22 protein-coding genes and 1 tRNA gene are annotated in these 24,154 nt (G+C 69.9%); 7 read left to right on the top strand and 16 right to left on the bottom strand.

From position 1 onward, the window contains the following. Positions 1 to 2 precede the first annotated feature (2 nt). Both B7K26_RS12155 and B7K26_RS12150 read right to left on the bottom strand, forming a co-directional pair. Positions 3 to 524, bottom strand: coding sequence for an FHA domain-containing protein (locus B7K26_RS12155; RefSeq protein WP_084079467.1), 522 nt, complete (start codon positions 522 to 524; stop codon positions 3 to 5). A 4-nt stretch (positions 525 to 528) separates the two neighbouring features. Beyond that, complete coding sequence (locus tag B7K26_RS12150) at positions 529 to 1,236, bottom strand: DUF3662 and FHA domain-containing protein (protein ID WP_084079466.1); 708 nt, start codon at positions 1,234 to 1,236, stop codon at positions 529 to 531. 48 nt (positions 1,237 to 1,284) lie between these two features. Between B7K26_RS12150 and B7K26_RS12145 the strand changes: the two genes are divergently transcribed. After that, a tRNA-Leu gene (locus B7K26_RS12145) sits at positions 1,285 to 1,368 on the top strand. A gap of 53 nt (positions 1,369 to 1,421) precedes the next feature. Here the strand turns inward: B7K26_RS12145 and B7K26_RS12140 are convergent. From B7K26_RS12140 to B7K26_RS12130, 3 genes are read right to left on the bottom strand one after another with little or no spacing between them, the layout of a single operon-like run. After that, positions 1,422 to 2,396, bottom strand: a complete 975-nt coding sequence (locus tag B7K26_RS12140) for an AEC family transporter (RefSeq protein WP_084079465.1) — start codon at positions 2,394 to 2,396, stop codon at positions 1,422 to 1,424. Beyond that, positions 2,393 to 3,589 (bottom strand): Gfo/Idh/MocA family protein, encoded by a 1,197-nt coding sequence (locus tag B7K26_RS12135; RefSeq protein WP_084079464.1) that lies wholly within the window; start codon positions 3,587 to 3,589, stop codon positions 2,393 to 2,395. The genes B7K26_RS12140 and B7K26_RS12135 overlap by 4 nt, the downstream gene beginning before the upstream one ends. Further along, positions 3,586 to 5,586, bottom strand: coding sequence for a DUF6807 family protein (locus tag B7K26_RS12130; protein ID WP_084079463.1), 2,001 nt, complete (start codon positions 5,584 to 5,586; stop codon positions 3,586 to 3,588). The genes B7K26_RS12135 and B7K26_RS12130 overlap by 4 nt, the downstream gene beginning before the upstream one ends. Before the next feature lie 254 nt (positions 5,587 to 5,840). On the opposite strand from B7K26_RS12130, the gene B7K26_RS12125 reads away from it, so the two are divergent. The 3 genes from B7K26_RS12125 (at position 5,841) to B7K26_RS12115 (ending at position 9,136) form a co-directional block, all read left to right on the top strand. Further along, entirely contained in the window at positions 5,841 to 6,779 is a 939-nt protein-coding gene (locus B7K26_RS12125) for a carbohydrate ABC transporter permease (RefSeq protein WP_200811106.1), read from the top strand. Continuing rightward, entirely contained in the window at positions 6,772 to 7,698 is a 927-nt protein-coding gene (locus B7K26_RS12120) for a carbohydrate ABC transporter permease (RefSeq protein WP_084079462.1), read from the top strand. Before B7K26_RS12125 ends, B7K26_RS12120 begins: the two co-directional genes overlap by 8 nt. A 70-nt stretch (positions 7,699 to 7,768) precedes the next feature. Further along, entirely contained in the window at positions 7,769 to 9,136 is a 1,368-nt protein-coding gene (locus B7K26_RS12115; RefSeq protein ID WP_084079461.1) for an ABC transporter substrate-binding protein, read from the top strand. 134 nt (positions 9,137 to 9,270) lie between these two features. On the opposite strand, the gene B7K26_RS12110 is transcribed toward B7K26_RS12115, so the two are convergent. From B7K26_RS12110 to B7K26_RS12090, 5 genes are all read right to left on the bottom strand, one after another. Further along, positions 9,271 to 9,507, bottom strand: a complete 237-nt coding sequence (locus tag B7K26_RS12110) for a hypothetical protein (RefSeq protein ID WP_084079460.1) — start codon at positions 9,505 to 9,507, stop codon at positions 9,271 to 9,273. Continuing rightward, on the bottom strand, positions 9,507 to 10,832 hold the full coding sequence (locus tag B7K26_RS12105; RefSeq protein WP_234998807.1) for an inorganic phosphate transporter: 1,326 nt from the start codon (positions 10,830 to 10,832) through the stop codon (positions 9,507 to 9,509). The genes B7K26_RS12110 and B7K26_RS12105 overlap by 1 nt, the downstream gene beginning before the upstream one ends. Before the next feature lie 48 nt (positions 10,833 to 10,880). Then, positions 10,881 to 11,276 (bottom strand): YchJ family protein, encoded by a 396-nt coding sequence (locus B7K26_RS12100; RefSeq protein ID WP_084079458.1) that lies wholly within the window; start codon positions 11,274 to 11,276, stop codon positions 10,881 to 10,883. After that, positions 11,276 to 12,355, bottom strand: a complete 1,080-nt coding sequence (locus B7K26_RS12095; RefSeq protein WP_084079457.1) for a low specificity L-threonine aldolase — start codon at positions 12,353 to 12,355, stop codon at positions 11,276 to 11,278. The genes B7K26_RS12100 and B7K26_RS12095 overlap by 1 nt, the downstream gene beginning before the upstream one ends. Positions 12,356 to 12,420: 65 nt before the next feature. Beyond that, positions 12,421 to 13,065, bottom strand: a complete 645-nt coding sequence (locus tag B7K26_RS12090) for a hypothetical protein (protein ID WP_084079456.1) — start codon at positions 13,063 to 13,065, stop codon at positions 12,421 to 12,423. Positions 13,066 to 13,120: 55 nt separating this feature from the next. On the opposite strand from B7K26_RS12090, the gene B7K26_RS12085 reads away from it, so the two are divergent. Next, positions 13,121 to 13,492, top strand: coding sequence for an RNA-binding S4 domain-containing protein (locus B7K26_RS12085; RefSeq protein WP_084079455.1), 372 nt, complete (start codon positions 13,121 to 13,123; stop codon positions 13,490 to 13,492). 73 nt (positions 13,493 to 13,565) lie between these two features. Here B7K26_RS12085 and B7K26_RS12080 read toward each other — a convergent pair whose 3' ends face one another. From B7K26_RS12080 to B7K26_RS12065, 4 genes are all read right to left on the bottom strand, one after another. Next, complete coding sequence (locus tag B7K26_RS12080; protein WP_084079454.1) at positions 13,566 to 14,099, bottom strand: type 1 glutamine amidotransferase domain-containing protein; 534 nt, start codon at positions 14,097 to 14,099, stop codon at positions 13,566 to 13,568. A gap of 198 nt (positions 14,100 to 14,297) precedes the next feature. Beyond that, the gene (locus tag B7K26_RS12075; RefSeq protein WP_084079453.1) at positions 14,298 to 16,754 is read right to left on the bottom strand and encodes a glycogen/starch/alpha-glucan phosphorylase; all 2,457 of its coding nucleotides are present in this window, start codon (positions 16,752 to 16,754) and stop codon (positions 14,298 to 14,300) included. 144 nt (positions 16,755 to 16,898) lie between these two features. After that, the gene (locus tag B7K26_RS12070; RefSeq protein ID WP_084079452.1) at positions 16,899 to 17,885 is read right to left on the bottom strand and encodes a glycosyltransferase family 2 protein; all 987 of its coding nucleotides are present in this window, start codon (positions 17,883 to 17,885) and stop codon (positions 16,899 to 16,901) included. Positions 17,886 to 17,916: 31 nt separating this feature from the next. After that, positions 17,917 to 18,189, bottom strand: coding sequence for a hypothetical protein (locus B7K26_RS12065; protein WP_143340704.1), 273 nt, complete (start codon positions 18,187 to 18,189; stop codon positions 17,917 to 17,919). Positions 18,190 to 18,280: 91 nt separating this feature from the next. Here B7K26_RS12065 and gcvP point away from each other — a divergent pair, with 91 nt between their 5' ends. Next, positions 18,281 to 21,139, top strand: coding sequence for an aminomethyl-transferring glycine dehydrogenase (gene gcvP / locus B7K26_RS12060; protein WP_084079450.1), 2,859 nt, complete (start codon positions 18,281 to 18,283; stop codon positions 21,137 to 21,139). Here gcvP and B7K26_RS12055 read toward each other — a convergent pair. Both B7K26_RS12055 and B7K26_RS12050 read right to left on the bottom strand, forming a co-directional pair. Next, positions 21,136 to 21,687, bottom strand: a complete 552-nt coding sequence (locus B7K26_RS12055) for a hypothetical protein (protein WP_084079449.1) — start codon at positions 21,685 to 21,687, stop codon at positions 21,136 to 21,138. The genes gcvP and B7K26_RS12055 overlap by 4 nt on opposite strands. A 52-nt stretch (positions 21,688 to 21,739) precedes the next feature. Further along, positions 21,740 to 22,813 (bottom strand): magnesium and cobalt transport protein CorA, encoded by a 1,074-nt coding sequence (locus B7K26_RS12050; RefSeq protein ID WP_084079585.1) that lies wholly within the window; start codon positions 22,811 to 22,813, stop codon positions 21,740 to 21,742. A gap of 257 nt (positions 22,814 to 23,070) precedes the next feature. On the opposite strand from B7K26_RS12050, the gene B7K26_RS12045 reads away from it, so the two are divergent. Then, a complete protein-coding gene (locus tag B7K26_RS12045) occupies positions 23,071 to 24,153 on the top strand; it encodes a serine/threonine-protein kinase (RefSeq protein ID WP_234998806.1) in 1,083 nt (360 codons plus the stop codon). Position 24,154 lies beyond the last annotated feature (1 nt).

Raw genomic sequence — 24,154 nt, 5'->3', positions numbered from 1 at the left:
GGTTAGCTCCTCAGTTCGAGAGTCGTGGCGCCCAGGCGCAGGTGGTCGCCTCGCTTGAACGGCATCGGGTCACCCACGCGCTGGTTGTCCAGGTAGGTGCCGTTGGTGGAGCCGAGGTCCTCGACGCGCCACTGGTCGCCCTCGGGGAACACGCGGCAGTGCTTAGCCGAGCAGTAATCGTCGTCGATCACGAGCGTGCAGGTGGGCGAGCGGCCGATGAGGATCGGGGCCGAGCCCAGCGGGATGACAGTGCCCTTGAGGGGGCCGGAGGTCACCGCGAGGTGCGCCGCCGCGCTCTTGCCGGTCGACACCGTTCCCGCGCGCACTCCCGTGCCCGAGCGCGAGGGGGCGGGGACCTTATTGGCCCTGGCATCGGGCTTGGGCCGGGCGTTGCGGCCACGGCCCCTCGAGGTGACGCGGGTGCCGTAGAGGTCGGCGCGCAGCACTCCGATCGCCGCCAACACCAGGGCCCACAACAGGATGAGGAACCCGAAGCGCAGGAGGGTGATCGAGATTTCGCTCATCGAATCAACGGTCCTCTTCGGCCGGGACGGCGTCCCAGTACATGATCGTGGTGCGGCCCACGGTGATCGCGTTGCCGTCGAGCAACGTGACCTCGCTGACGCGCTGGTCCTCGACCATCGTGCCATTGGTCGAGCCCAGATCCGTGAGGATCGTGCCGTGCTCCGTGATCTCGAACCGGCAGTGCTGGCGGGACACACCCGTGTCGTCCAGCACGATGTCTGACTCGGAGCCGCGGCCGATGACCGTCATCTCCCCCGTCAGGTGGTAACGCTGACCGTCGATGTCGATGAGCGGATAGCGCGAGCGGTCGTCGCGCTCGGTGGCGGGCGCCACGGGCCCGCGCGTCGAGCGGCTCGTCACGGCGAGGCGGCCGGTCGCAAGCGACTCGTCCTCCTCAAACTCGACCTTCACCGCACCCACGAATGAGTAGCGCTGGTGGCGAGCGTGGTCGCGCAGCGCCTCCTCGATCTCGTGCGCGAGGGCCTCGTCGCCCCACTGGGCGATGGCCTCGTGATCGGTCGCGCTCAGCGCGATCGCGTACTCATTGGGCGCGACAGTGCGGTTACGGTCGACGGCGGCGGCACGCGCATCGCATTCGCGCCGCACAGCCGAGGCAATCTCGACGGGCTTGACGCCGGACTTGAAGGTCCGCGCGAAGGCTCCCTGCACGGCGTTCTCGACGCGCTTTTCGAAGCGATCCAGGACTCCCATATGGGGAATCGTATAGTGCGTCAGAGTCGTGCTAAAGTTGCCCGGCACGCGCGAGTGGCGGAATAGGCAGACGCGCACGGTTCAGGTCCGTGTGCCCGAAAGGGCGTGGGGGTTCAACTCCCCCCTCGCGCACGTGAAGAAAGGCCCCCGGGATCCCCGGGGGCCTTTCGCTTTGTCCGGGCGTGTCATACGAGCGCGGCGACCGCAATGAGCACCGGACCACTCAGCGCGGTCGTCAGGACGCAGGCCCGCGAGGCGACGTCGACCGCGCAGCGGTAGCGATTCGCGTAGACCACCACGTTCTGCGCCGTGGGAAGCGCGGCCATCGACACCACCACGGCAAGCGCCGTGTCGTCCAGGCCCACCGCCAGCCCGACCCCCCACGTCAGCAGCGGGTGAAGGACGGCCCGCGCCGCGACCGTCACGAGCATCGGCCCGGCGAGCGACGTACGGGTGCCGGCCTGCGCATCAGCCATCCGCACGTCGGAGGACAGCGACATTCCGAGGGTGATGAGCGCGAGGGGTGGCGCCGCGGCGCCCACCAGGTCGAAGGGCGCAAGGGCGGCCTCCGGCACGCTCCACGGCAGCAGCGCGAGCACCAGCCCGGCGAGGGTGGCGAGCGTGAGGGGATTGAGGACGGCCGATGCGAGGGCGCTGCGCCGTACCGGCGCGTCGCCGTCCTGGGGGACGGCGCGGGCGGCGGCCACGGGGTTCGCGTCGGCGGCGCGGCCGAGCACGCCGAATGCGATCGGCGCCATCACAAGCAGCTGGAGAAGCATGGTCGGGACGACGGCGAGCGCGTCGCCGAACAGGTACACCGCGAGCGGCAGTCCCAGGTTTCCCGCATTGATATAGGAGCCGGACAGCGTCGTGATGGTGGCGCGGCCGGCGGGCAGGCGCAGTTCCCAGCGCGCGACGATGGCGAGGACGGCGGCCAGGGCGAGGGTGGTGCCCCAGGTGACGGCGGCCCCCGCGGAGGCGAGAGTTCCGATGTCCGCCTTGGCGACCGTCGCGAGCAGCAGGCAGGGTCCGGCAATGGAGAAGGAGACGGTCGCGAGCATCTCGCGGCTGCCTGCCGGGAGGATGCCGCGGGCCTGGATGAACCAGCCGCCCGCCACCACCACCGCCATCGTGGCGATGGCGAGCAGGACGTCGCTCACGCGTGAGTCCAGGGAGCCCCGAGCTCGGCGAAGGTGCGCTGGTGCGCCGAGACGCGCCCGCACCAGGCGGCAATGTCGTCGACCACGGGCCGGCGGTCGTCGCCCTCGCCCTCCCAGGTCAGGTGGGCCTCGGCGATGGGTCGCGGGTCGTCGGCGGTGCGAACGGCCTCCATCACGCGCATGAAGGCGCCGGTGTCGCGCACGTCGCAGGCCAGTGCGCGGCCCGGGTCGTGGCGAGCCGCGATGAGGTCGGCGAGGAGGTCGTCGCGCCCGTACTGCTTCTCGACGTCGACGCCGCCGGCGATGAGGCGGACGCGGTCGTGCTCGTAGGCGAGTTCGATGCGGCCGCGGGAGCCGTACACGGTGATGGTGGCGGGGGTGCGTTCGGGGGCGCACAGGGTCAGGCCGAAGCCGCAGCGCGTGCCCTCGGCCGTGACGACCGCCACCGCGGACGTGTCGTCGGCCTCGATCGCGTTGGCGCGGTAGAGGTCGACGGTGACGTCGGCGACGTCCGCGCTGCGCGTCGCACCCGCGATCCTCAGGCCCGTCGCGACGGCATGTGCCAGGGGATTCGTTACCACTCCGTCGACCACGTCGCGGCCGTCGAGGGTGCGCCGTCCCGCCCACGGTGCGCGCGCCCAGTAGCCAGCCGTGCGCACCCAGGTGCCCACGGCGCCCACCCCCGTGACCTCGCCGATGTCCCCTGCGGCGATCATGCGGGCCACCGCCTCGAGCGCGTGCGAGCCGAACGTCTGGAAGCCCACCTGGCAGCGCCTTCCTGTCTCCTCGGCGACGGCCACGAGGGCGGTGTGCTCGGCGAGAGACGCCGCCGTCGGCTTTTCCAGCAGCACGTCGACCCCGGCGCGCATCGCGGTCGACGCGAGTGGCAGGTGGGTCGGGATGGGGGTGGACAGCACCACGATGTCGGGGCGCACCTCGGGCTCGGGGGCCGAGAGGAGGTCGCCGAGGGTCGGGAACCAGGGGACGCCCGTCCCCGCGGCATCGGAGCCGTGGCGCGGCCCGCCGGGGCCTCCCGTCGCGGGGGCGCCGGCGTCCTCGAGCGGACGCGGGTCCACGAGAGCGCACAGCCGCACCCCGCCCGCCGCCTCCAGGTCGCGGATCCGCCTCAGGTGCGAGCCGCCGTGACCGTGGATGCCCACGAGCGCCACGGCGACGGGGGCATCGGCAGTCATCGGAGGTCCGCCGTCTCGGCGGCGACGGCCGCGGCCTCCCCCGCGTCGAGGGCGCGGTCCAGCAGCACAGTGGTGAGGCCGATCTCGATGGTCCCGCCAGCAGGAATCTCCAGCGGCGCGTCCCACGCGAGCGCCGGGCCCGCGCCCGGATACTCGGCGGCGCGCACAAACCAGGGACGCGGCTGTCCGTGCTGGACGGCAAGCCACGTGGTGGCGGCTCCCTCGTGCTCCTGCACGAACGCGAGCCACGGCGACCGCGACCCGTGAGCCGCCTCCTCGCCCTCGCCCGCGGCGCTGAGGACCAGGGCCGATGCCGTCAGCGGCAGCCTCCAGAACCAACCCCCGTAACCGGCCCCCGCGCGCCCGTTGGTGGCGGGCGAGCCGATGGTGGCGGGGCCGTGGTCGGCACGCAGGACGCTGCGCCACGCGAGGGCCCACGAGTCTGCGCCCGGCAGCACGTGCGCGGCGAGGCGCCGCGACTCCTCGAGCTGGGGGGCGTCGTGGTGGTCGAACCAGCGCACTGCGTCGTGGAGCACGTGCGGGTCGGCGTCGCCGACCAGCAGGCCGGTCGACGCCTGGCGGCCGTGGTTCTTCAGCAGCGTGGGGCCCACGTCGCGCACATAGGTGCGCCCTCCCCAGTGGCTGGTGCCGTTGACGTCGGGGACCGCGAGCGAGACGCCGTAGTGGTGGCGGTGATCCACGGGGGCGGCGTCCGTGAGGACCGTCCCCGCGAGCGTGTGCACGGGGTGGAGGTAGGCGCGCGGGGCGTGCACCTCGGGCAGCCGCGAGCCGTCCTCGTACCTCGCTAGGCGTTCGCCCGCGTACTCGAGGACCACTGCGTCGCCGTCGCGGCGCCAGGTGGGCGGGGCGGTGGGCGCCTCGGTGACGACGGCCGATGCCGGGGCGGCGGCATCGGCCGTGCCCTCCTCGCGGGCGGCGGTGACGGCGGGTGCGGGGGCGAGCCCGCCCTCGGCGACGGTGCGGGGCACGGGGCCGGAGCTGGCACGCACCTCGAGCCGTGGCTCGAAGCGGGTGTGGGGGGAGGTGCGGCCGGACTGGTTCTCGATCACTGCGTGAAGCTCCTGCCATGCGTGCCTGCCGAGCTCGTGCTGGGGCACGGCGGCGGTGGTGAGGGAAGGGGTCGAGTATTGGGCGAGTTCGATGTCGTCGAAGCCGGTGACGGAGATGTCCTTGGGCACGGCGACCCCCGCCTGGTTGAGCGCGGCGAGCAGGCCGAACGCGACAAGGTCGTTGAACGCCACCACGGCCGTGACGCGGGCGGCGAGGACGGCGTCGAGGGCGCCGTAGCCGGCGGCGACGGTCGCGCCCGCCGGCACGCACACCAGGTCGAGGCCGGTGTGGGCCTCGAGCACATCGGCCAGGCCCTCGCGGCGACGCGCGTCCGAGTAGCTGGCGGGCGGTCCGGAGAGGTACGCGATGCGGTGGTGGCCGAGCTCAACGAGGTGCGTGAGGACGGCGGACGTTCCCGCCCGGTAATTGACGGTCACGCTCGGCACGGTGGGGTCGGGGCTCTCGCGGTTGACGAGCACCATCGGGCTCGCCTGGGCCACGAGCGACGCGAGTGCGTCCTCGGGCATGCGAGGCGACACCATCACGAGGGCGTCGCAGCGCAGACGGGCCTCAAGCGCGATCTGTGCCTCGTCAGCCGGCTTCTCCGCGGTATCGGCGACAAGCACGCGGTAGCCGTGGGCCGCCGCGGAGTCGGTGATGCCGCTGAGGACGTGCTGGAACATCGGGTTGGTGAGGTCGGGCACCACGAGCGCGACGGTCTCCGTGCGTCCCAGCGACAGCGAGCGCGCCACGTTGGACGGGCGGTAGTGGAGTTCCTCCGCGACGGCCTTGACCCGCGCCGAGATGTCCTCGCGGACGCTGGCACGGCCATTCATCACGCGCGACACGGTGGCGCGCGACACGCCGGCGGCCTCCGCGACGTCGGCAATCGTCGCGGCCGCGGGCCGGCTGGTGACCTTGGGCATCGCCCCTCCATCGTCCTCCCGGCTGTCGGCACGCTCCTCGTTGAGCGTCCCCCGCGGCGGGAGCCTTCGTTTCACTATCGTGACCGTACACCATGTGCAACCGGTTTCTCATGTGGTAGGTTCGCAATCGGAAAGCGGTTTCACGATGACGTGAGTCGTAGTGAGTCCGGCGAGATCAACGATGATCCGGAGGGTTCCATGGTGATGCACCAGAGCCGACGCCAGGGGGGCGTCTCAGCAGCTGGAGGTGACGCGTGTCCGTCGTCTCCGAACTAAGCCAGGTCCGCAAGAAGGGCGGCAAGCGCAAGCCCTCGGCCCTGCACAAGGGCGACGGCAAGGCCGCCATCTTCTTCCTGGGGCCGTGGTTCATCGGGCTCGTGCTCATCACCGCCGGCCCCATGGTGGCTTCGGCCTACCTGTCCTTTACGGACTACAGCCTGCTGGAGGCACCGAACTGGATCGGCCTCGAGAACTACACCCGCATGTTCGAGGACCCGCGCCTCATCAACGCGCTCAAGGTGACGTTCATGTACGTGCTGATCTCGGTGCCGCTGCAGCTTGCCGCGGCGCTCGCCCTGGCGCTCGTGCTGGACCGGGGGCTGAGGGGCCTCGCGATCTACCGCTCCGTGTACTACCTGCCGTCGCTCCTGGGCGGCTCGGTCGCGATCGCGCTGCTGTGGCGCCAGGTGTTCGGAGCCGACGGCCTCGTGAACGCCGTGCTCGCCTGGTTCGGCGTCGAGGGCCAGGGCTGGGTGTCGCACCCCGACTACGCGCTCGGCACGCTGATGATCCTCAACATCTGGACGTTTGGCGCCCCGATGATCATCTTCCTCGCCGGCCTGCGTCAGATCCCGCAGATGTATTACGAGGCGGCCTCGATCGACGGCGCCAGCAAGTGGCGCCAGTTCCGCTCGGTCACCATCCCGCTGCTGACGCCCATTATCTTCTTCAACCTGGTGCTGCAGCTCATCAACGCGTTCCAGACCTTCACGCAGGCCTACGTGGTCAGCGGCGGCACTGGCGGGCCCGCCGACTCGACGATGTTTTACACGCTCTACCTCTATCAAAAGGGCTTCGCGTCGCTCGACATGGGTTACGCCTCCGCCATGGCCTGGCTGCTGCTCGCGATCGTGGCGGGCATGACGGCCGTCAACTTCCTCGTCTCGAAGTATTGGGTCTTCTACAATGACTGACACCGTGCGCGACCACGCGCCCTCCCCCACCCCCACCGTCGTGGAGCTCTCCGAGCGGTATCCGGAGCCCGAGGCGAAGCCCTCGTACTGGCGGTCGCGGACGCGGTCGATCCTGAAGCACGTCGCGCTGATCGCCTTTGGCCTCGTGATGCTCTATCCGCTGCTGTGGATGGTGGCCAGCTCGTTCAAGCCCGACGCGCTGATCTTCCGCGACACGGGCCTCATTCCCACCGAGTTCACGTGGTCCAACTACTCGGACGGCTGGAACGCGCTGCTGCATCCCTTCAGCCACTACCTCATCAACTCGTCGATCATCGTGTTCGGGTCGCTGGTGGGAAACCTGGTGTCTTGCTCGATGGCCGCCTACGCGTTCGCGCGGCTCGAGTTCAGAGGCCGCAACCTGTGGTTCGCGATCATGCTGATGTCGATCATGCTGCCGATCCACGTCATCATCGTCCCGCAGTACATCCTGTTCTCCGAGCTGAACTGGATCAACACGTTCCTGCCGCTGATCGTCCCCAAGCTGCTCGCGACCGACGCGTTCTTCATCTTCCTGATGGTGCAGTTCTTCCGCGGCATCCCCCGCGAGCTGGACGAGGCGGCGCGGCTGGACGGCTGCGGCCACTTCCGCATCTACTTCAGGATCATGCTGCCGCTGTCGCTGCCGGCCCTCGCGACGACCGCGATCTTCACGTTCATCTGGACGTGGAACGACTTCTTTAGCCAGCTCATCTTCCTCACCCGGCCCGACATGTACACCGTGCCGGTCGCGCTGCGCACCTTCATCGACGCCACCTCGGAGAGCTCGTGGGGCTCCCTGTTCGCGATGTCGATCGTGTCGCTCATCCCCATCTTCCTGGTCTTCCTGTTCGGCCAGAAGTACCTCGTCAAGGGCATCGCCACGACGGGAATCAAGTAGCACAGGACTCCCACCGGCCGGGGCTGCCCGACCTCAGAACAACGACGTTCGAAGCGAAGGAGAAAGAACGATGACCAGTTCCATCAGGTTTGCGGGCCGTGCTGGCCTCGCGTGGCGCACGAGCGCGGTGCTCGGCGCAGGAGTGCTCGCGCTTGCCGCGTGCAACGGCGACAGCGGGGCGGCGCCGGCAGACGACGAGCCCACCTCCGAAGGGTCCTCCTCGGCGGCGGCCGACAACGGCGACACGGGCAACGTCGAGATCCGCTTCTCGTGGTGGGGCTCTGACGACCGTCACACCCTCACCCAGGAGGTCATCGACCTCTTCGAGGAGAAGAACCCCGGCATCACCGTGGTGCCCGACTACACCGATTGGGGCGGCTACTGGGACAAGCTCGCCACCACGGTGGCCGGTGGCGACACCCCCGACGTCATGACGCAGGAGGAGCGCTACCTCACCGACTACGCCAACCGTGGGGTGGTCGCAGACCTCGCCGAGCTTGGCCTCGACACCTCGATGGTCGACGAGAGTGTGCTGACCTCCGGCACCATCGACGGCAAGCTCGCCGGCGTCGCCACGGGCATCAACGCCTACACCATCGTCGCGGACCCCCAGATGTTCGAGGATGCGGGCGTCGAGATGCCCGATGACGAGACCTGGACCTGGGACGACTTCAAGCAGATCAGCCAGGAGATCTCCGATGCCCTGGGTGACGGCATGTACGGCGTCCAGGACTACGGCGGCAATGAGGCAGGCTTCAACATCTACGCGCGTCAGCACGGGGAGTCCCTCTACGCGGAGGACGGCACGCTCGGCTACAGCGACGCGACCCTTGAGTCGTGGTGGCAGGACCTGGTCGACCTGCGTGAGTCGGGGGCTATGCCCGACGGCTCGCGTTCGGTCGAGATCGCCGAGGGTGGGCCCGAGCAGTCCCTCCTGGGCACCAACTCCGGCGCCATGGGCTTCTGGTGGACCAACCAGCTGAGCGCCATCTCGTCGGCCGCCGGCCGCGACCTGGTGCTGCTGCGTCCCCCGGGTGAGAGCGAGTTCGACCGCACCGGTCTCTATTACAAGCCGGCCATGTTCTACTCCGTCTCCGCGACGACGGAACACCCGGAGGAGTCGGCGAAGTTCGTTGACTTCCTCATCAACGACCCCGAGGCGGGAGCGCTCATCCTGTCGGATCGTGGCCTCAACGCCAACACCGAGGTCCGCGAGTCGGTATCGGCGCAGCTCGACCCGCTCGAGCAGCAGGCGGCGGAGTTCCTCGCCGACGTCGCTGACGAGATCGTCGACGGCCCGCCGGCGCCGCCGAACGGTGCCGCAGATGTGCCGGAGATCACCGGTCGTATCAACGAGCAGGTGCTCTTCGACACCCTGAGCGCGGCCGATGCCGCGGCTCAGTTCACGTCCGAGGCGAACGCGGCCATCGGACAGTAGGACGGAGGGTCGCCCCCGGGTCTTGTGGATTCCCCCGGGGGTGGCTCACCGGCCCCCTCCTTGAGATACGGTTCGACCCCGCAGACCGGTGGTGGCTGCGGGGTCGAACCTTTGCCGCTTGGAGGCGGCGAAACTCAGTGCCCGCCCGCCGCGATGTAGGCGACCGCGCCCGCAATGGCGAGGACGACGAGTCCGAAGCACACGAAGGCGCCCACGGTGCGCCCGCGCGAGACATGGCCCTGGGCATCGGCCGCACCGGGGCCGGCGAGCAGGCGCACGCCGAAGGCGAAGAGGGTGGGGAGGCCGGCACCCACGAGGATGCCGAAGATCAGGATGTTGGCGAGTGCATCCCACTCGACGAACTGGTTCATCAGCGCTCCTCCTGCTGATCGCGGCTGAGGTCACGGACGCTCACCTGCGCCGGGTCCTCGGCGGCTAGCGCCTCGCTCGCGAGGCGGTCCTCCTCGGCCTGTTGCTGCTTGCGCAGGCGCTTTTGAGCCTTGCGCAGTCGCTTGCGCTTGACCTTCATGACCTCGGGACGGTGCACGGACACTGACTCGGCGATGTACGCCTCCGAGTCCTGCGCGGGGTCCCAGCTATCGTTGACGTTCTTCGAGTTGATGGGCTTGCGGCGCGACCACAGGTAGATGACGAAAGCGATGACGATCAGCAGGCCGAACACCGTGTACGAGCCGGCCACGCCGCCGATCGCCGTGTCGATCCAGTAGAACACCGCGCCGACGATCGCGGCCGAGGGCACCGTGATGAGCCAGGCCGCGAACATGCGGCCCGCGACCGACCAGCGCACCGAGGCGCCCTTCATGCCGACGCCGGAGCCGAGGATCGAGCCGGTGGCAACGTGTGTCGTCGACAGCGAGTAGCCGAAGTGGCTGGACAGCAGGATGACCGCGGCGGACGAGGTCTCGGCCGCCATGCCCTGGCGCGACTCGAGCTCCACAAGGCCCTTGCCGAGGGTGCGGATGACGCGCCATCCGCCCATGTAGGTGCCGAGTGCCATGGCGAGCGCACAGGACACGATGACCCAGAACGGGACGCCGGAGTCGGCGGGGACGGCGCCGCCCGCGATGAGCGCGAGCAGGATGATGCCCATCGACTTCTGGGCGTCGTTGGTGCCGTGCGCGAGGGAGACGAGGGATGCGGAGCCGATCTGGCCCCAGCGGAACATCTTGTCGTTGGTCTCCTGCTCGACGTCACGCGTGATGCGTGCGACCAGCCAGGTGGCGATGGTGCCGACAAGGATGGCGACGATGGGGGCAACGAGCGCGGGGATGAGGACCTTGGCGGTGAGGCCGGACCAGAGCACCCCCTCGGTGCCGGCGGCCGCGAGCACCGCGCCGACCACGCCGCCGATGAGGGCGTGCGAGGACGATGACGGCAACCCGAACAGCCAGGTAATGAGGTTCCACACGATGCCGCCCGCGAGGCCCGCAAGCACCACCGCCAGCGTTACCACACCGGAATCGACGATTCCGGTGGCGATCGTGGCGGCCACGGTCAGCGACAGGAACGCGCCCACCATGTTGAGGGACGCCGACAGGATCACCGCGGCCTTGGGCTTAAGGGCGCGGGTGGCGATGGAGGTAGCCATCGCATTACCGGTGTCGTGGAATCCATTGGTGAAGTCGAAGGCCAGAGCGGTCGCGACAACGACGGCCAGGAGAAGCGGCTCAGTCACGCCCACCATTGTGACGGATCGGTGAACGGAAAGTGAACCGAGAGGGTCCTAGGAATCGTGAACACCGTCGACGTAGACCCAGCGCCCCTCCTCGCGGGCGAAGGAGCTGTGTTCCCTGAGCGTCTGCGAGGCGTCGGGCCTACCGGGGTCCTCCGCGCGGAAGTGTGCGGCGAACGTGACGGTGCCCACCGCATCGGCCGCCTGCCCGCCGGTGGTGGCAAGGACGTCGAGCCCCAGCCAGGTGACCCCGTCAGTGTCGACCGTGGCGGGCCGCGTCGAGGCGGACCATGTGTGCAGCAGGTAGGCCTCGTCGCGGCGCACGAACGCCGTGTAGCGCGAACGCATCAACTCCCCCGCCGTGGCGGCGTCCCGCTCCCCGCGCAGGAGGGGGCGGCAGCATGCCGCGAACGCGTCGCCCGAGCCGCAGGGGCAGGCGGCCGCCATCAGGAGCCCGTGGACTCGTCGATCAGGGCGACCAGGCCGTCGACTGCCTCGACGGGGGTGTCCCACGAGCACATGAGGCGGACCTCGGTGGTCTCGGGGGTCGAGCCCGGCTTCCAGTCGTAGAAGCGATACGTCTCTCGCAGGCGCGCCGCCAGGGTGCGCGGCATCTCGACGAAGACGGCGTTCGCCTCGGTGGGCTGGGTGAACGCGAGACCGGTGCCGGCGGCGAGGGTCTCGAGCTCCTCGCGAAGGTACGTCGCCATGCCGTTGGCGTGGGCAGCGTTGCGCTTCCACAGCGGGTCGCCGTGAGCGTCGGTGGACGTGAGCAGCGCGCTCAGCTGCGCGGAGACGTACCGCATCTTGGAACCCAACTGCATGGTCTGCTTGCGCAGGTACGGAAGGTCGTGGCCCAGCGACTCGCGCAGGTCGGGGGCGAGCACCACCACCGCCTCCCCCAGCATCGCGCCGTTCTTGGTGCCGCCGAAGGACAGCACGTCCGCTCCCCCGGTGGCCTCCGCGAGGCTCACGCCCAGGGCCGCGGCCGCGTTGGCGAGACGGGCGCCATCCACGTGGACGCGCATGCCGAGCTCGTGCGCGCGCTCGACGAGCACGCGCAGGTCCTCGGGGCTGTACACGGTGCCCACCTCGGTCGACTGCGTGAGCGACAGCACCAGCGGCTGCGCGCGGTGCTCGTCGCCGAGGTCGCCCGCGTAACGGTCGAGCGTGGCGACGTCGATGCGGCCGTCCGCGGCGGGAAGCTCGAGGATCTTGAGGCCGCCCACGCGCTCCGGGGCGCCGTTCTCGTCGTTGTGGATGTGGGCGTGCTCGGAGGCGACGACCCCGCCCCAGCGCGGGCTGAGTGCCATGAGGGAGACCACGTTCGCGCCCGTGCCGTTGAAGACGGGGAAGCCCAGCGCGTGCTCACCGAACGTCGCGGCGATCGCCTCGTCGAGGGCCGCGGTGGTGGCATCGGCGCCGTAGGCCGAGTCGTGGCCGCCGTCGGCCGCGTGCATCGCGGAGAACACCTCGGGGTGGACGGACGCGTAGTTGTCGGAGGCGAAGTGGAAGGACTCAGTCACGCCTCAAGTCTCGCACCGTGAGACGGGACCGCGGGACCGCGCCGACGCTTGACGGCGCCGGCGCGTCACGGGGTGACGGCGCGCGCCCAGCGCTCCCCCGCCATCGTGAAGCCCACCCGTCGCAGGTAGTCGCCGTCCTCGCCCGCCCGCGGGACCACCTCGAGCCTGCTGAAGCCGGCATCGGCCAGCGCCCCCGACTCGCGATAGACGAACTCCCCCGGCGTGAAGTCGCGGAAGCGCTCCTTGACCCAGTCGAGGTCGACGCGGCCGCGGCCGGCCCCCTCGTCGGTGACGGCGACGACGCCCACGGCCTCGTCGCCCCGCACCACCAGGAAGGTGTGTCGGGTGCCCCCGGCGGCCGTGCCCGCATCGGCCTCGACGTCGAAGCCCGGCGCGTGCGTGGCGATGTCCTCGCCGTGGACGTCGAGCACGTGGCGCAAGAACGCGTTGTCGGCGTCAACGGCGAGCACGCGATACACGGCCGCATCGTGGCGCTCGCGGTACAGGCGCCACAGCCAGTAGATGTCGATGACGGTGATCGCCAGGTTCATGAAGGCGAATGGCCACACGCCGATGACGGCGTTGTAGATGGTCGCGATCACCGCGCCGGACAGGTTCATCCAGCGGAACCGCAGCACGCGCGCCTGCATCAGGGACGCGACGACCAGGAGCGAGCCCGCCCAGCCGAAGGCCTCAAGTACTGTCTGCATGCTGGTCAGGCTACGGCCGGGCGGGCCCTGGCGCCCGCGCAACTAGCCTGGTGGCGTGGAACGTGACAGTGCGAGGGTCGACGCGTGGGTCTGGGCCGTGCGGCTCACCAAGACCCGATCGCAGGCGACCGCAGCGTGCAAGGCCGGCCACATCCGCGTCAACGGCGAGCGCGCCAAGCCCGCGACCACGGTGCGCGTGGGGGACCGCGTGGTGGTCAGGGGAGGCGAGCGCGAGCGGATCGCGGTCGTGCGCCGGATCCTCGTGAAGCGCGTGGGGGCCGCCATCGCAGCGGAGGCCTTCGAGGACCAGAGCCCGCCGCCGCTACCCCGCGCCGAGCAGCCCGCGGCGATCGGCGTGCGCGATCGCGGCGCGGGCCGCCCGACCAAGAAGGACAGGCGTCAGATCGAGCGCCTGCGCGGCCGCTAACCGTCAAATGGATCCATTTGGCTCGCCTAAGGGCCAATATGAGTCAAGATCCACCGCGGTAGCCGGGTCGAGATCAGCGCGCCGCCTCGACGACCGCGGTCGAGAACGCGTCCAGGTCGTCAGGGGTGCGCGACGTCAGCAGCGTCCAGCCGTTGGCCCCGCACGTCTTCAGCTCCTCGTCGACCCAGGTCGCTCCCGCGTTGCGCAGGTCGGTGGCGACCGAGGGGTAGGACGTGGCGGTCTTGCCGCGGGCCACATCGGCCTCAGCGAGGAGCCACGGACCGTGGCAGATGGCGGCGACCGTCTTTCCTGCCGCGGCGAAACCCGAAACTAGTGAGACCGCTGACTTTTCGAGTCGCAGCGCGTCGGCGTTGATGGTTCCGCCCGGGATGACGAGCACGTCGTAGCCCTCGGGGTCCACCTCATCGAGGGTGAGATTGGGCTGGAGCGTCTCGCCCGGGTCCTTATCGCCCACCAGCGTCTGGACTGGCTCAGCCTTGCTCGCCGCGACGGTCACGGGGACTCCCGCCTCCTTCAGCGCGGCGAGCGGCCGCAGCAACTCGTCCTGCTCGACTCCGTAGTTCGTCGTAATAACCAGTGCGGTCATGGCGATCTCCTTCCGTCGGGTGTCTCAAGCGACGGCGGCGCCGTCGCAGGTCCACGTCAACGGCAGGCGACGGCCGATGCATTCCTTGCCACGGCATCGGCCGTCCTGCCCCCGACTGGTTGATTTTGGTCAATGAAGGGCCGCTATTTGACCAAAATCAACCAGTGCGGGTGGGGAGGGGGAGGGTGAGGGGTGAGCTCAGGAGCGCCAGATGCGGGCGAGGTAGTCGCGCATCGAACGATCCGAGCTGAAGAAGCCCGTGCGCGCCACGTTGAGGATCGCGGAGCGGGTCCACGCGTCCTCGTCGCGGTACGCGGCCTCGACCCTGTCCTGCGCGTCCACGTAGGACCGGAAGTCCGCCAGCGCCATGAAGCGATCGCGCTCGATGAGCGACGCGCACACGGAGGCAACAAACGACCCGCGCTCGCCGCCCGTGAGCTTGCCGGACATGAGCAGGTTGAGGGCCCGGTGAAGGTCCTCGTCCTCCTCGTAGTACTTCTCGGGGGAGTAGCCCGCCGCGGACAGCGCCGCGACCTCCGGCTCGGCCATGCCGAACAGGAAGAAGTTGTCGTCGCCCACCAGCTCGCGGATCTCGACGTTGGCGCCGTCGTCGGTGCCGATGGTGAGGGCGCCGTTGAGCGCAAACTTCATGTTGCCGGTGCCGGACGCCTCCTTGCCGGCAAGCGAGATCTGCTCGGACAGGTCCGATGCGGGGATCAACTTCTCCGCGAGGGTCACGTTGTAGTTGGCCGGGAAGGCGACCTTGAGTCGTCCCTCGAGGGAGGCATCGCCGTTGATGGTGGCGCCCACGTGATTGATCAGCGCGATGGTCTCCTTGGCGCGCACGTACCCGGGCGCCGCCTTGGCGCCGAACACGAACGTGCGCGGCGTGACATCGGCCAACGCAAGGCGCCCGGTGGTGATGCGCTCGTACAGCGACACGATGTGCAGCAGCTTGAGGGACTGGCGCTTGTACTCGTGAAGACGCTTGACCATGGCGTCGACCATCGCGTCGGGGGAGATCTCGATCCCATCACGCTCCGCGAGGACGGAGGCGAACCGTGCACGGTTGTCACGCTTGATCTCGCGGAAGCGCGCACGGAACGACGGGTCGTTCGCGAGCGGCTCGAGGCCGCGCAGGCGGTCGAGGTCCGCGACCCAACCCTCGCCCAGCGCCTCGGTGATGAGCGACGACAGCGACGGGTTCGCCAGGCGCACAAAGCGCCGCGGCGTGACGCCGTTGGTGACGTTGGTGAACTTCTCGGGCCACATGTCGGCGAAGTCCGTCAGGACCTTGTCGGCGAGCAGCTCGGAGTGCAGCGCCGCGACGCCGTTGACCTTCTTCCCGGCAACCGTGGCGAGGAAGGCCATGCGCACGGCGCGCACGGGCTCCTCCGCGATGATCGACATGTGGCGCTCGCGCAGCGGCTCGTGGGGGAAGGTCTCGCGCACCTGGGCGAGGAACTCCTCGTTGATCCGGTAGATGATCTCGAGGTGGCGGGGGAGGAGGCGGCCCAGCAGTTCGACCGGCCACACCTCGAGCGCCTCGGGAAGCAGGGTGTGGCACGTGTAGGCGAACACCTGCTGGGTGACGGCCCAGGCACCGGCCCACTCGAAGCCCCGCTCGTCCACGAGGATGCGCATGAGTTCGGGCACGGCGATGACGGGGTGGGTGTCGTTGAGCTGGAAGGTGATGCGGTCCGGCAGCGTCGCGAGGTCGGCGTCCGCGGGGAGCACGCGGTCCAGGTAGTCGCGCAGCGAGCAGGCGACGAAGAAGTACTGCTGCTGCAGGCGCAGCTCCTTGCCCTGCGGCGTGGAATCCTCGGGGTAGAGGATCTGGGAGATGGTCTCGGCGCGGGTCTGGGCGCGCACGGCGTCCTCGAAGTCGCCGGAGTTGAAGATCTTCAGGTCGAACGCCTGGGTGGCCTTGGCGCTCCACAGGCGCAGCGTGTTGACGCGGCCGTTGCGGTAGCCGGGAACCATGTACGTGTAGGGAACGCCCACCACGTTCCACTCGGGCTCCCAGCGGCGGTGCTCGCGCCCGGCATCGTCCGTCCAGGTGGACACGTGGCCGCCGAAGCCGACCTCGACGGCGTTCTCCGGGTGCGGCATCTCCCAGGGCGAGCCCAGGTGGAGCCAGTTGTCCGCCTCCTCGACCTGGTGGCCGTCGACGAAGGTCTGCTTGAAAATGCCGTAGTCGTAGCGGATGCCGTAGCCGATGGACGGGATGTCCTCGGTCGCCATCGAGTCGATGAAGCATGCGGCGAGGCGTCCCAGGCCACCGTTGCCGAGGCCGGGCTCGACCTCCATCTCGCGCAGCTCGTCGATGTCGAGGCCCAGCGTCTCCATGGCCTCGCGCGCCACCCCACCGAGGTCCGCGGCGAGCAGGTTGTTGTCCAGCTGGCGCCCCAGCAGGAACTCCGCCGAGAGGTAGGCGACGTGCTTGACGTTTCCCGAGCGGTGCGACTCCACCGTCGAGAGCCAATCGGTGGTGAGGTACGCGCGCACGGTGCGGGCGAGCGCCTGGTACTTGTCGTTCAGCGAGGCGCCCTCGAGGGACACGCCCTGCGTGAAGGTGAGCTGCTGCATGAACTCACGCGCAAAGCTGGCGGCGTCACGGTCGCGGACGGCGATGGTGGGGGTGGTGTCGGTCACGGCTTCAACCTACGGCTCGGGGGACTCCGGCGGGGCCCGTTCCCTTCAAAATTAACGCCGCTGACACATCGCGCGCGGGGACACAGGTCCCGTGGCAACGGCCGATGCCGTGGCCCGGCCTCGTTCGAAGGCCCCGCCTGGCGGTTAGTCGGTCGAGCCGGCGCGCGTGGCGGCCCTGTCGGCGGCGGACGGCGCCGGGCCGTACTGCTGGATCTTGACGCGCTCGAGGGCTTGTTCCGTCAGGATGCGGTTGGACTTGAGGAGGTCGGAGATGACCCCCAGCGCGATCGACAGCGCCGCGGCCACGAGCAGGGTGGTGCCCAGGATGAGCGACTGCAGGTGGTTGCCATGGTCGCCGAGCGCCATGAGGATCGCGTAGCGCACAAAGGGAATCAGTCCGACGACGCCGAGGATGCCGGCGAGCGTGGCGAACAGGGGCCACGGCCGGTACATCACGGAGGATCGCAGGATGGCCTGGGCCGAGCGCCACATGTGCTCGCCCATGTTCGCGAACAGGCGCGACTCGCGCGTCTTGGGGTTGGTGTCGATCGGCACGGAGACGATGGCGAGGCGCTTCTCGCCCGCCTGAATGATGGTCTCCATCGTGTAGCTGAAGCGGGTCAGCACGTTGAGGCGGTAGAGCGCGTACCGGGAGTACGCCCGAAAGCCAGAGGCCGCATCGGGCAACTGCGTGCCGGCCGCCTTATTCACGACCCAGGACCCGAAGCGCTGCATGCGCTTCTTGAACGGGGAGAAGTGCGCGATCTGGTGGGTCTGACGGTCGCCGATGACGATCTCGGCCCGCCCGGCGAGGATGGGGGCCACCAGGTCGCCGATGCGCTCCTGCGGATACTGGTTGTCGCCGTCGGTGTTGACGACGATGTCCGCGCCGCGAGTGAGGGCGTGGTCCACGCCGTCGCGGAACGACTGCGCGAGGCCCATGGTGCGCGTATGGCGGACCACGTGGGCGCCGTGCTCTGCCGCGATCCTTGCGGTGGCGTCGGTGGAGCCGTCGTCGATGACGATCACCTCGATCTCGTCGATGCCCTCGATGCGCGACGGAATGGAGGCGAGGACGGTGGCGAGCGAGCCCTCCTCATTGAGGCAGGGCACCTGGACGACGAGCTTCACGCGGCTCAGCCTAGTGACGGTAAGGAGCGCATCAGTCGCGGGCGCTGCGACGCCAGATGGCGAGGGCGATGCCTCCCACCAAGGCGAGTGCGGCCCCGCCCAGCGCTCCGCCGACGGCGGCACCGGCGAAGGAATGGTCCGCGAGGTGGGGAGTGAGCATCGGCCCCCACCAGGCGGTGCCGATCCAGCCGCCCAGCGCGCCGACAGCGAGGGCGAGGAGCTTGCCGGGGTCCAGCAAGGGGTGCACGCTCGCGACGCCGATGCCGGTCATCATGCCCAGCACCACTCCGAGTAACGTCTCCATCGCGCGCCTCCCCACCTGGTCGTGGCCCTCATCCTGGCACACCGCCGCGCGGCCGCCCACGCCGTGGTGACCCCTGTCGTCAGCAGGCCCGATGCGCCACAATGGCCCCGTGACCACCTTCGCTGACCGCCACATCGGACCCGCAGACGACGCCGTCGACACGATGCTGAAGGTGGTGGGGCTCAACACGCTCGAGGACCTGGTCGAGGCCGCCGTGCCCGAGTCGATCCGCCAGGACGACGTGCTGGTGCTCCCCGACCCGCTGAGCGAGAACGACACGCTGCGCGCGCTGCAGGGCTTCGCGCAGCGCAACCAGGTGCACACCCAGATGATCGGCCAGGGGTACTTCGACACGATCACGCCCGCGGTGATCCGCCGCAACGTCCTCGAGAACCCCGCCTGGTACACCGCGTATACGCCGTATCAGGCGGAGATCTCGCAGGGGCGCCTCGAGGCGATGCTGAACTTCCAGACGATGGTGTCCGACCTCACCGCACTGCCCGTGGCGGGGGCATCCCTACTGGACGAGGCGACCGCCGTGGCCGAGGCGGTGCTGCTCATGCGCCGCGCGGTCAAGGGCCGCGAGGACGGCGTGATCGTCCTGGACTCCGAGTGTCTGCCGCAGACCGTGGGCGTCGTCGAGGCCCACGCGGAGGCGATCGGCCTGCGGCTCGAGGTGCAGGACATCGGCGAGGACTGGGAGGCTCCCGCCGACCTGGTGGGCCTGGTGCTTCAGCAGCCCGGCGTCACGGGGGTGCTGCGGGAGGTCCAGGACGTCATCGCGCGTGCGCACGAGGCGGGCGGGCTCGTGACCGTGGCCGCCGACCTGTTGAGCCTCACGATGGTCACTCCTCCTGGCGAGATCGGCGCCGACATCGCGGTGGGCTCGGCCCAGCGCTTCGGCGTCCCGCTGTTCTTCGGCGGCCCTCACGCCGCCTTCATCTCGGTGCGCCAGGGCCTCGAGCGCCAGCTCCCCGGCCGCCTCGTGGGCGTGAGCGTGGACGCCGAGGGGCGCACCGCCTACCGTCTGGCGCTGCAGACACGTGAGCAGCACATCCGCCGCGACAAGGCCACGTCCAACATCTGCACCGCGCAGGCGTTGCTCGCCGTGATCGCCAGCTTCTACGCGATTCACCACGGCCCCGATGGCCTGCGCGCGATCGCCAAGCAGGTGCACGCCACGGCCGTCACGCTCGCCGACGCGCTTTCCGCCGCTGGCGTGGAGATCCTTCACGAGAACTTCTTCGACACCGTGGTCGCCAAGGTGCCGGGCGGCGCGGACTCCGTGATCGCCCGCGCCGCGGCGAAGGACATCAACCTGCGCAGGGTCGACTCCGACCACGTTGCCATGGCCTGTGACGAGGTCACGAGCCTCGACATCATCGACGCGCTCGTGGAGGCGGTCACCGCGGTGAAGCGCCACGCCGTCTACACCGCTCCGCGCGTCGCGATCCCGCGCTCGCTGCGCCGCACGAGCGAGTACCTGACGCACCCGATCTTCCACGAGCACCGCTCGGAGACGTCGCTCATGCGCTACATGCGGCGCCTTGCCGACCGTGACCTCGCGCTGGACCGCACCATGATCCCGCTGGGCTCGTGCACGATGAAGCTCAACGCCGCGGTGGAGATGGCTCCCATCTCGTGGCCCGGCTTCGCGCGCATCCACCCCTTCGCGCCGTCGGACCAGACCGCCGGCTACCGCGACATGATCGCCCAGCTGGAGGAGTGGCTCGCCGACATCACGGGCTACGCGGCGGTGTCCGTCCAGCCCAACTCGGGCGCCCAGGGCGAGTACGCGGGCCTGCTCGCGATCCGCTCCTTCCACCTGGCCCACGGCGAGGCGGAGCGCGATATCTGCCTCATCCCCGCATCGGCCCACGGCACCAACGCCGCCTCCGCGGTGCTGGCCGGGCTCAAGGTCGTGGTGGTCGCGACCGCCGAGAACGGCGAGATCTCGCTCGACGACCTCAACGCCAAGATCGCGGCCCATGAGGGGCGCATCGCCGCGATGATGATCACCTACCCGTCGACGCATGGCGTCTACGAGGAGCACGTGGCGGAGGTCTGCGCCGCGGTGCACGACGCCGGCGGCCAGGTTTACATCGACGGCGCCAACCTCAACGCGCTCGTGGGGCTCGCGAAGCCCGGGCACTTCGGCGGCGACGTCTCGCACCTCAACCTTCACAAGACGTTCTGCATCCCTCACGGCGGTGGCGGCCCCGGCGTGGGTCCCGTGGCGGTCGCGGAGCACCTGGTGCCGTTCCTCCCGGCGCTGCGTCAGACGATCCAGCGCCCCGCCGAGCTGCGACGCCACGGCGCGCCCGTCTCTGCCGCGCCGTTCGGTTCGGCCGGCATCCTGCCAATTACCTGGGCCTACATCGCGCTCATGGGGCACGAGGGTCTCGGCCGCGCCACCCGCGTCGCGGTCCTCGCCGCCAACTACATCGCGACCAGGCTCGAGGACGCCTTCCCCGTGCTCTACCGCGGCCCGGGCGGCCTGGTGGCGCACGAGTGCATCCTCGACATCCGCCCGCTGACCAAGGCGAGCGGCATCACCGCCGAGGACATCGCCAAGCGCCTCATCGACTTCGGCTTCCACGCCCCCACTATGTCCTTCCCGGTGGCGGGCACGCTGATGGTGGAGCCCACGGAGTCCGAGGACCTCGGGGAGCTCGACAGGTTCATCGAGGCGATGCTGGTGATCCGCGAGGAGATCGCCGCCGTCGAGCGCGGCGACATCGCCGCGGAGGACTCGGCGCTGCGCCACGCCCCCCATACGGCCGATGCAGTGGTCTCGGACTCGTGGGACCGCGCCTACTCGCGCGAGCAGGCGGCGTTCCCCGTGCCCGGCCTGCGCCGCGACAAGTACTGGGCGCCCGTGGCGCGCATCGACAACGCGCACGGCGACCGCAACCTGGTGTGCGCCTGCCCGCCGCTCGAGGAGTACTAGGCCGGACTCTCGGGAGCCATCGAGGCGTCGCAGCCCATCTCGGTCGCGACCACCATCGTCATGCCGCTGTCCGCGACGTACGAGGCGTCCGCGTCGTAGGCGAGGGCGATGTCGGTGACTTCCGCGTTCCACATGTGTGACGACGGCGAGACCGCCACGATCAGGTCGACGGTCGAGCCCGCCGGGATGACCGCCCCCTGGGCACGCACCGCGCGGTCGAGGAGGTCCTCCTCGTACCCGAGCGGCTCGTCGGTGGGCCAGCGCATGGTCCCGATGAACTGGTCGAGGTCGGCCGCCTCTAGGTCGATGAGGAACTCCACGGAGTCAACGTTCTCCTGGGACCACGACAGATCGGTGACCGTGGCGGCGTCGGCGCCCGCATTCGTCACCGGCATGCCGAAGTACATGGTCGCCCCGTCGGCGTGCGGTGCGCAGACCGTGACGTCGTCGTCTGCCATCGTGAGCGGTCCCTCGTCGGCGGCACAACCCGCGAGAGCGACGGCGAGCACGGCGGCGCCGAGCGCCCGTGCGGCAGCGGATGACGGCATCGGCCCCCCTCGAGAGGAGCCGTCCCCCGACGGTCCCGTGCTCAACGTAGCGCTACATCCACTTGGACTTCTTGAAGATCGCGTACAGCGCCACCGACAGCCCCACCATGAGGCAGATCGCGAACGGGTAGCCGAACGCCCAATGAAGCTCGGGCATGTCGTCGAAGTTCATGCCGTAGATCCCGGCGACGATGGTGGGGGCGAGCGCGATGGCCGCCCAGCCGGAGATCTTCTGCATCGCGGTGTTCTGGCGCTGGCCCACGAGGGTCGCGTTCACGGACAGGATCTGGGCGAGCGACTCGCGCAGCTCGCCGGCACGCGCGTCCACCCTGGCGAGGTGGTCGGAGACGTCCTGCAGGTAGGCCTGCAGCTCGTCGGCGATGCCGTGCTTGCGGAAGCCGCCGCGGAGCGCCTCGATGACGGCGGTTAGCGGCGTGCACGCGTGCTGGACGTCGATCACCTCGCGGCTCAGGCGATAGATGCGCTCGGCGACGGTGGGGTCGCCCGTGAACACCTGCTTCTCGATCTCCTCGAGGTCGGTCGCGATGCCCTCGAGCACCGGCCGGTAGCCGTCGACGATGGTGTCGAGGATCCGGTACATCACGGCCTCCGGGCCCAGGCGCAGCAGGTCGCGGTCGTCCAGCAGGGCGCGGTCGCGCTCGCTCGGCGCGGTCTCGAGCTCCTGCGCGAACCGCGCCGACGGGGTGCCGTCCACCCACCTCCCGTCCTGGCACAGCACGGCGATGGCTCCCGGCCGCACCAGGAGGTGGAACTCGGCGAGGTCCACCTCCTCGGCGGCATCGTCGTAGTGGGCGGACCGCGCGACGATGAACAACGTGTCGCCGTAGCGTTCGATCTTGGGTCGCTGGCTCGCGTTGACGAGGTCCTCCTCGAGCAGCGGGTGCAGCTGCCAGACCTCGGCCAGATCGGCTACCTGCTGACGGCTGGGGTTGGCGAAGAGCAGCATCGCCATGTGTCCCTGGTCGTGGCCGAAGGCGAGGGCATCGCGCACCCCCGACCCGGCGGGTGCCGGTGCCGCATGGCCGTCCGTGACGTACTGAATCGTGGGCGCGGGCGCCGCGGCACCCTCGGAGGGGGCGGAGGAGCGGCGGTGGAGCGAGGGCATGGCGTTCTCCCAGTCGTCGGCGGTCAGCGGCACTGTACGTGAGACGCGCGGCGCGCCCCAGGTATGCCCGATGCCGCGGCGGCCACAGCATCGGCCGTCCGCCTTGTCCGTGATGTCGAGGTGATCACACGGCTGCGGGAGCGTGGTCCGGTTCGGTTAGAGTGTCCCCGTTCCCGCGGCCCCTGGCCGCGACTCGATGGCACGAGTGCGAGCGGGGAGGGGGGTTCGTGGCCCGGCGACAGACACTTCAGCCTCCCGTGCTGCCCGGATACACGTACGTGCGTCCCCTCGGCTCGGGCGGCTTCGCCGACGTGTTCCTCTTCCAGCAGGACATGCCGCGACGCCACGTCGCCGTGAAGGTGCTGCTCAGCCGCATCGAGGACGCCCAGGCCGCACGCGCGCTGGCCTCCGAGGCCGACGTCATGGCAAGGCTCAGCGCCCACCCCAGCATCCTCACGGTCTATCACGCAGGGGTGGCGCCCGACGGGCGGCCTTACCTGGTCTCGGAGTACTGCCCGGCGTCCCTCACCAACCGCTATCGCCAGGAGCGGATGCCGGTCGAGGAGGTCCTCAGCATCGGCGTGAGGATCGCGTGCGCCGTGGAGACCTCGCACCGCGCGGGGCTGCTCCACCGCGACATCAAGCCGTCCAACATCCTCGTGACGTCGTTCGGACACCCCGTGCTGTCGGACTTCGGCGTGGCCTCCGCGCTCGACAAGGGCGAGGAGGACGTCATCGCGATGTCCCCGCCGTGGTCGGCGCCCGAGATCGTCGACCGCCGCACGTCGGGAACGGTGGCGACGGAGGTGTGGGCGCTCGCGGCGACCGTCTACACGCTGCTGGCCCAGCACAGCCCCTTCGATATCCCCGGCGCACGCAGGGACGATGCCGAGCTCGCCAAGCGCATCATGCGGGCCAAGTACTCGCGCATCGACCGCGCGGACGTCCCCGATTCGCTTCAGCGCGCCCTCGAGGGCGGCATGCGCCGCCTTCCGGGGGACCGCTACCCGAGCGCGATGTCCTTCGCCCAGGCGCTGCAGGAGGTGCAGGCCGAGCTTGGCCTGGCGCGTACCCCGCTTGACGTCCCCTCGGACGAATGGCGCGACGCGAGCCCCGAGCCCGCGGGCGACGAGCCGCGTCACGACGTGCGCTCGACGGTCCCCGTGCAGTCCCAGCGGATGCGCCGCGACGCCGACTCGCACTCGCAGGCGGGAACCAAGACGCGTCACGAGCGCCGTGCAGGACAACTGGGACGGCGCATCGCCGTGGGCGGGCTGATCGGCGGCGCCGCGGTCATCGCCGCTGCCGCCACCGCGTTCTTCCTCCTGGGTGGCGCCTAGC

The sequence above is a fragment of the Demequina sp. NBRC 110057 genome, from assembly GCF_002090175.1.
Taxonomy (GTDB): domain Bacteria; phylum Actinomycetota; class Actinomycetes; order Actinomycetales; family Demequinaceae; genus Demequina.
Note: the sequence above shows the minus strand (reverse complement) of the source record. Positions and strands in the feature narration are given on the sequence as shown.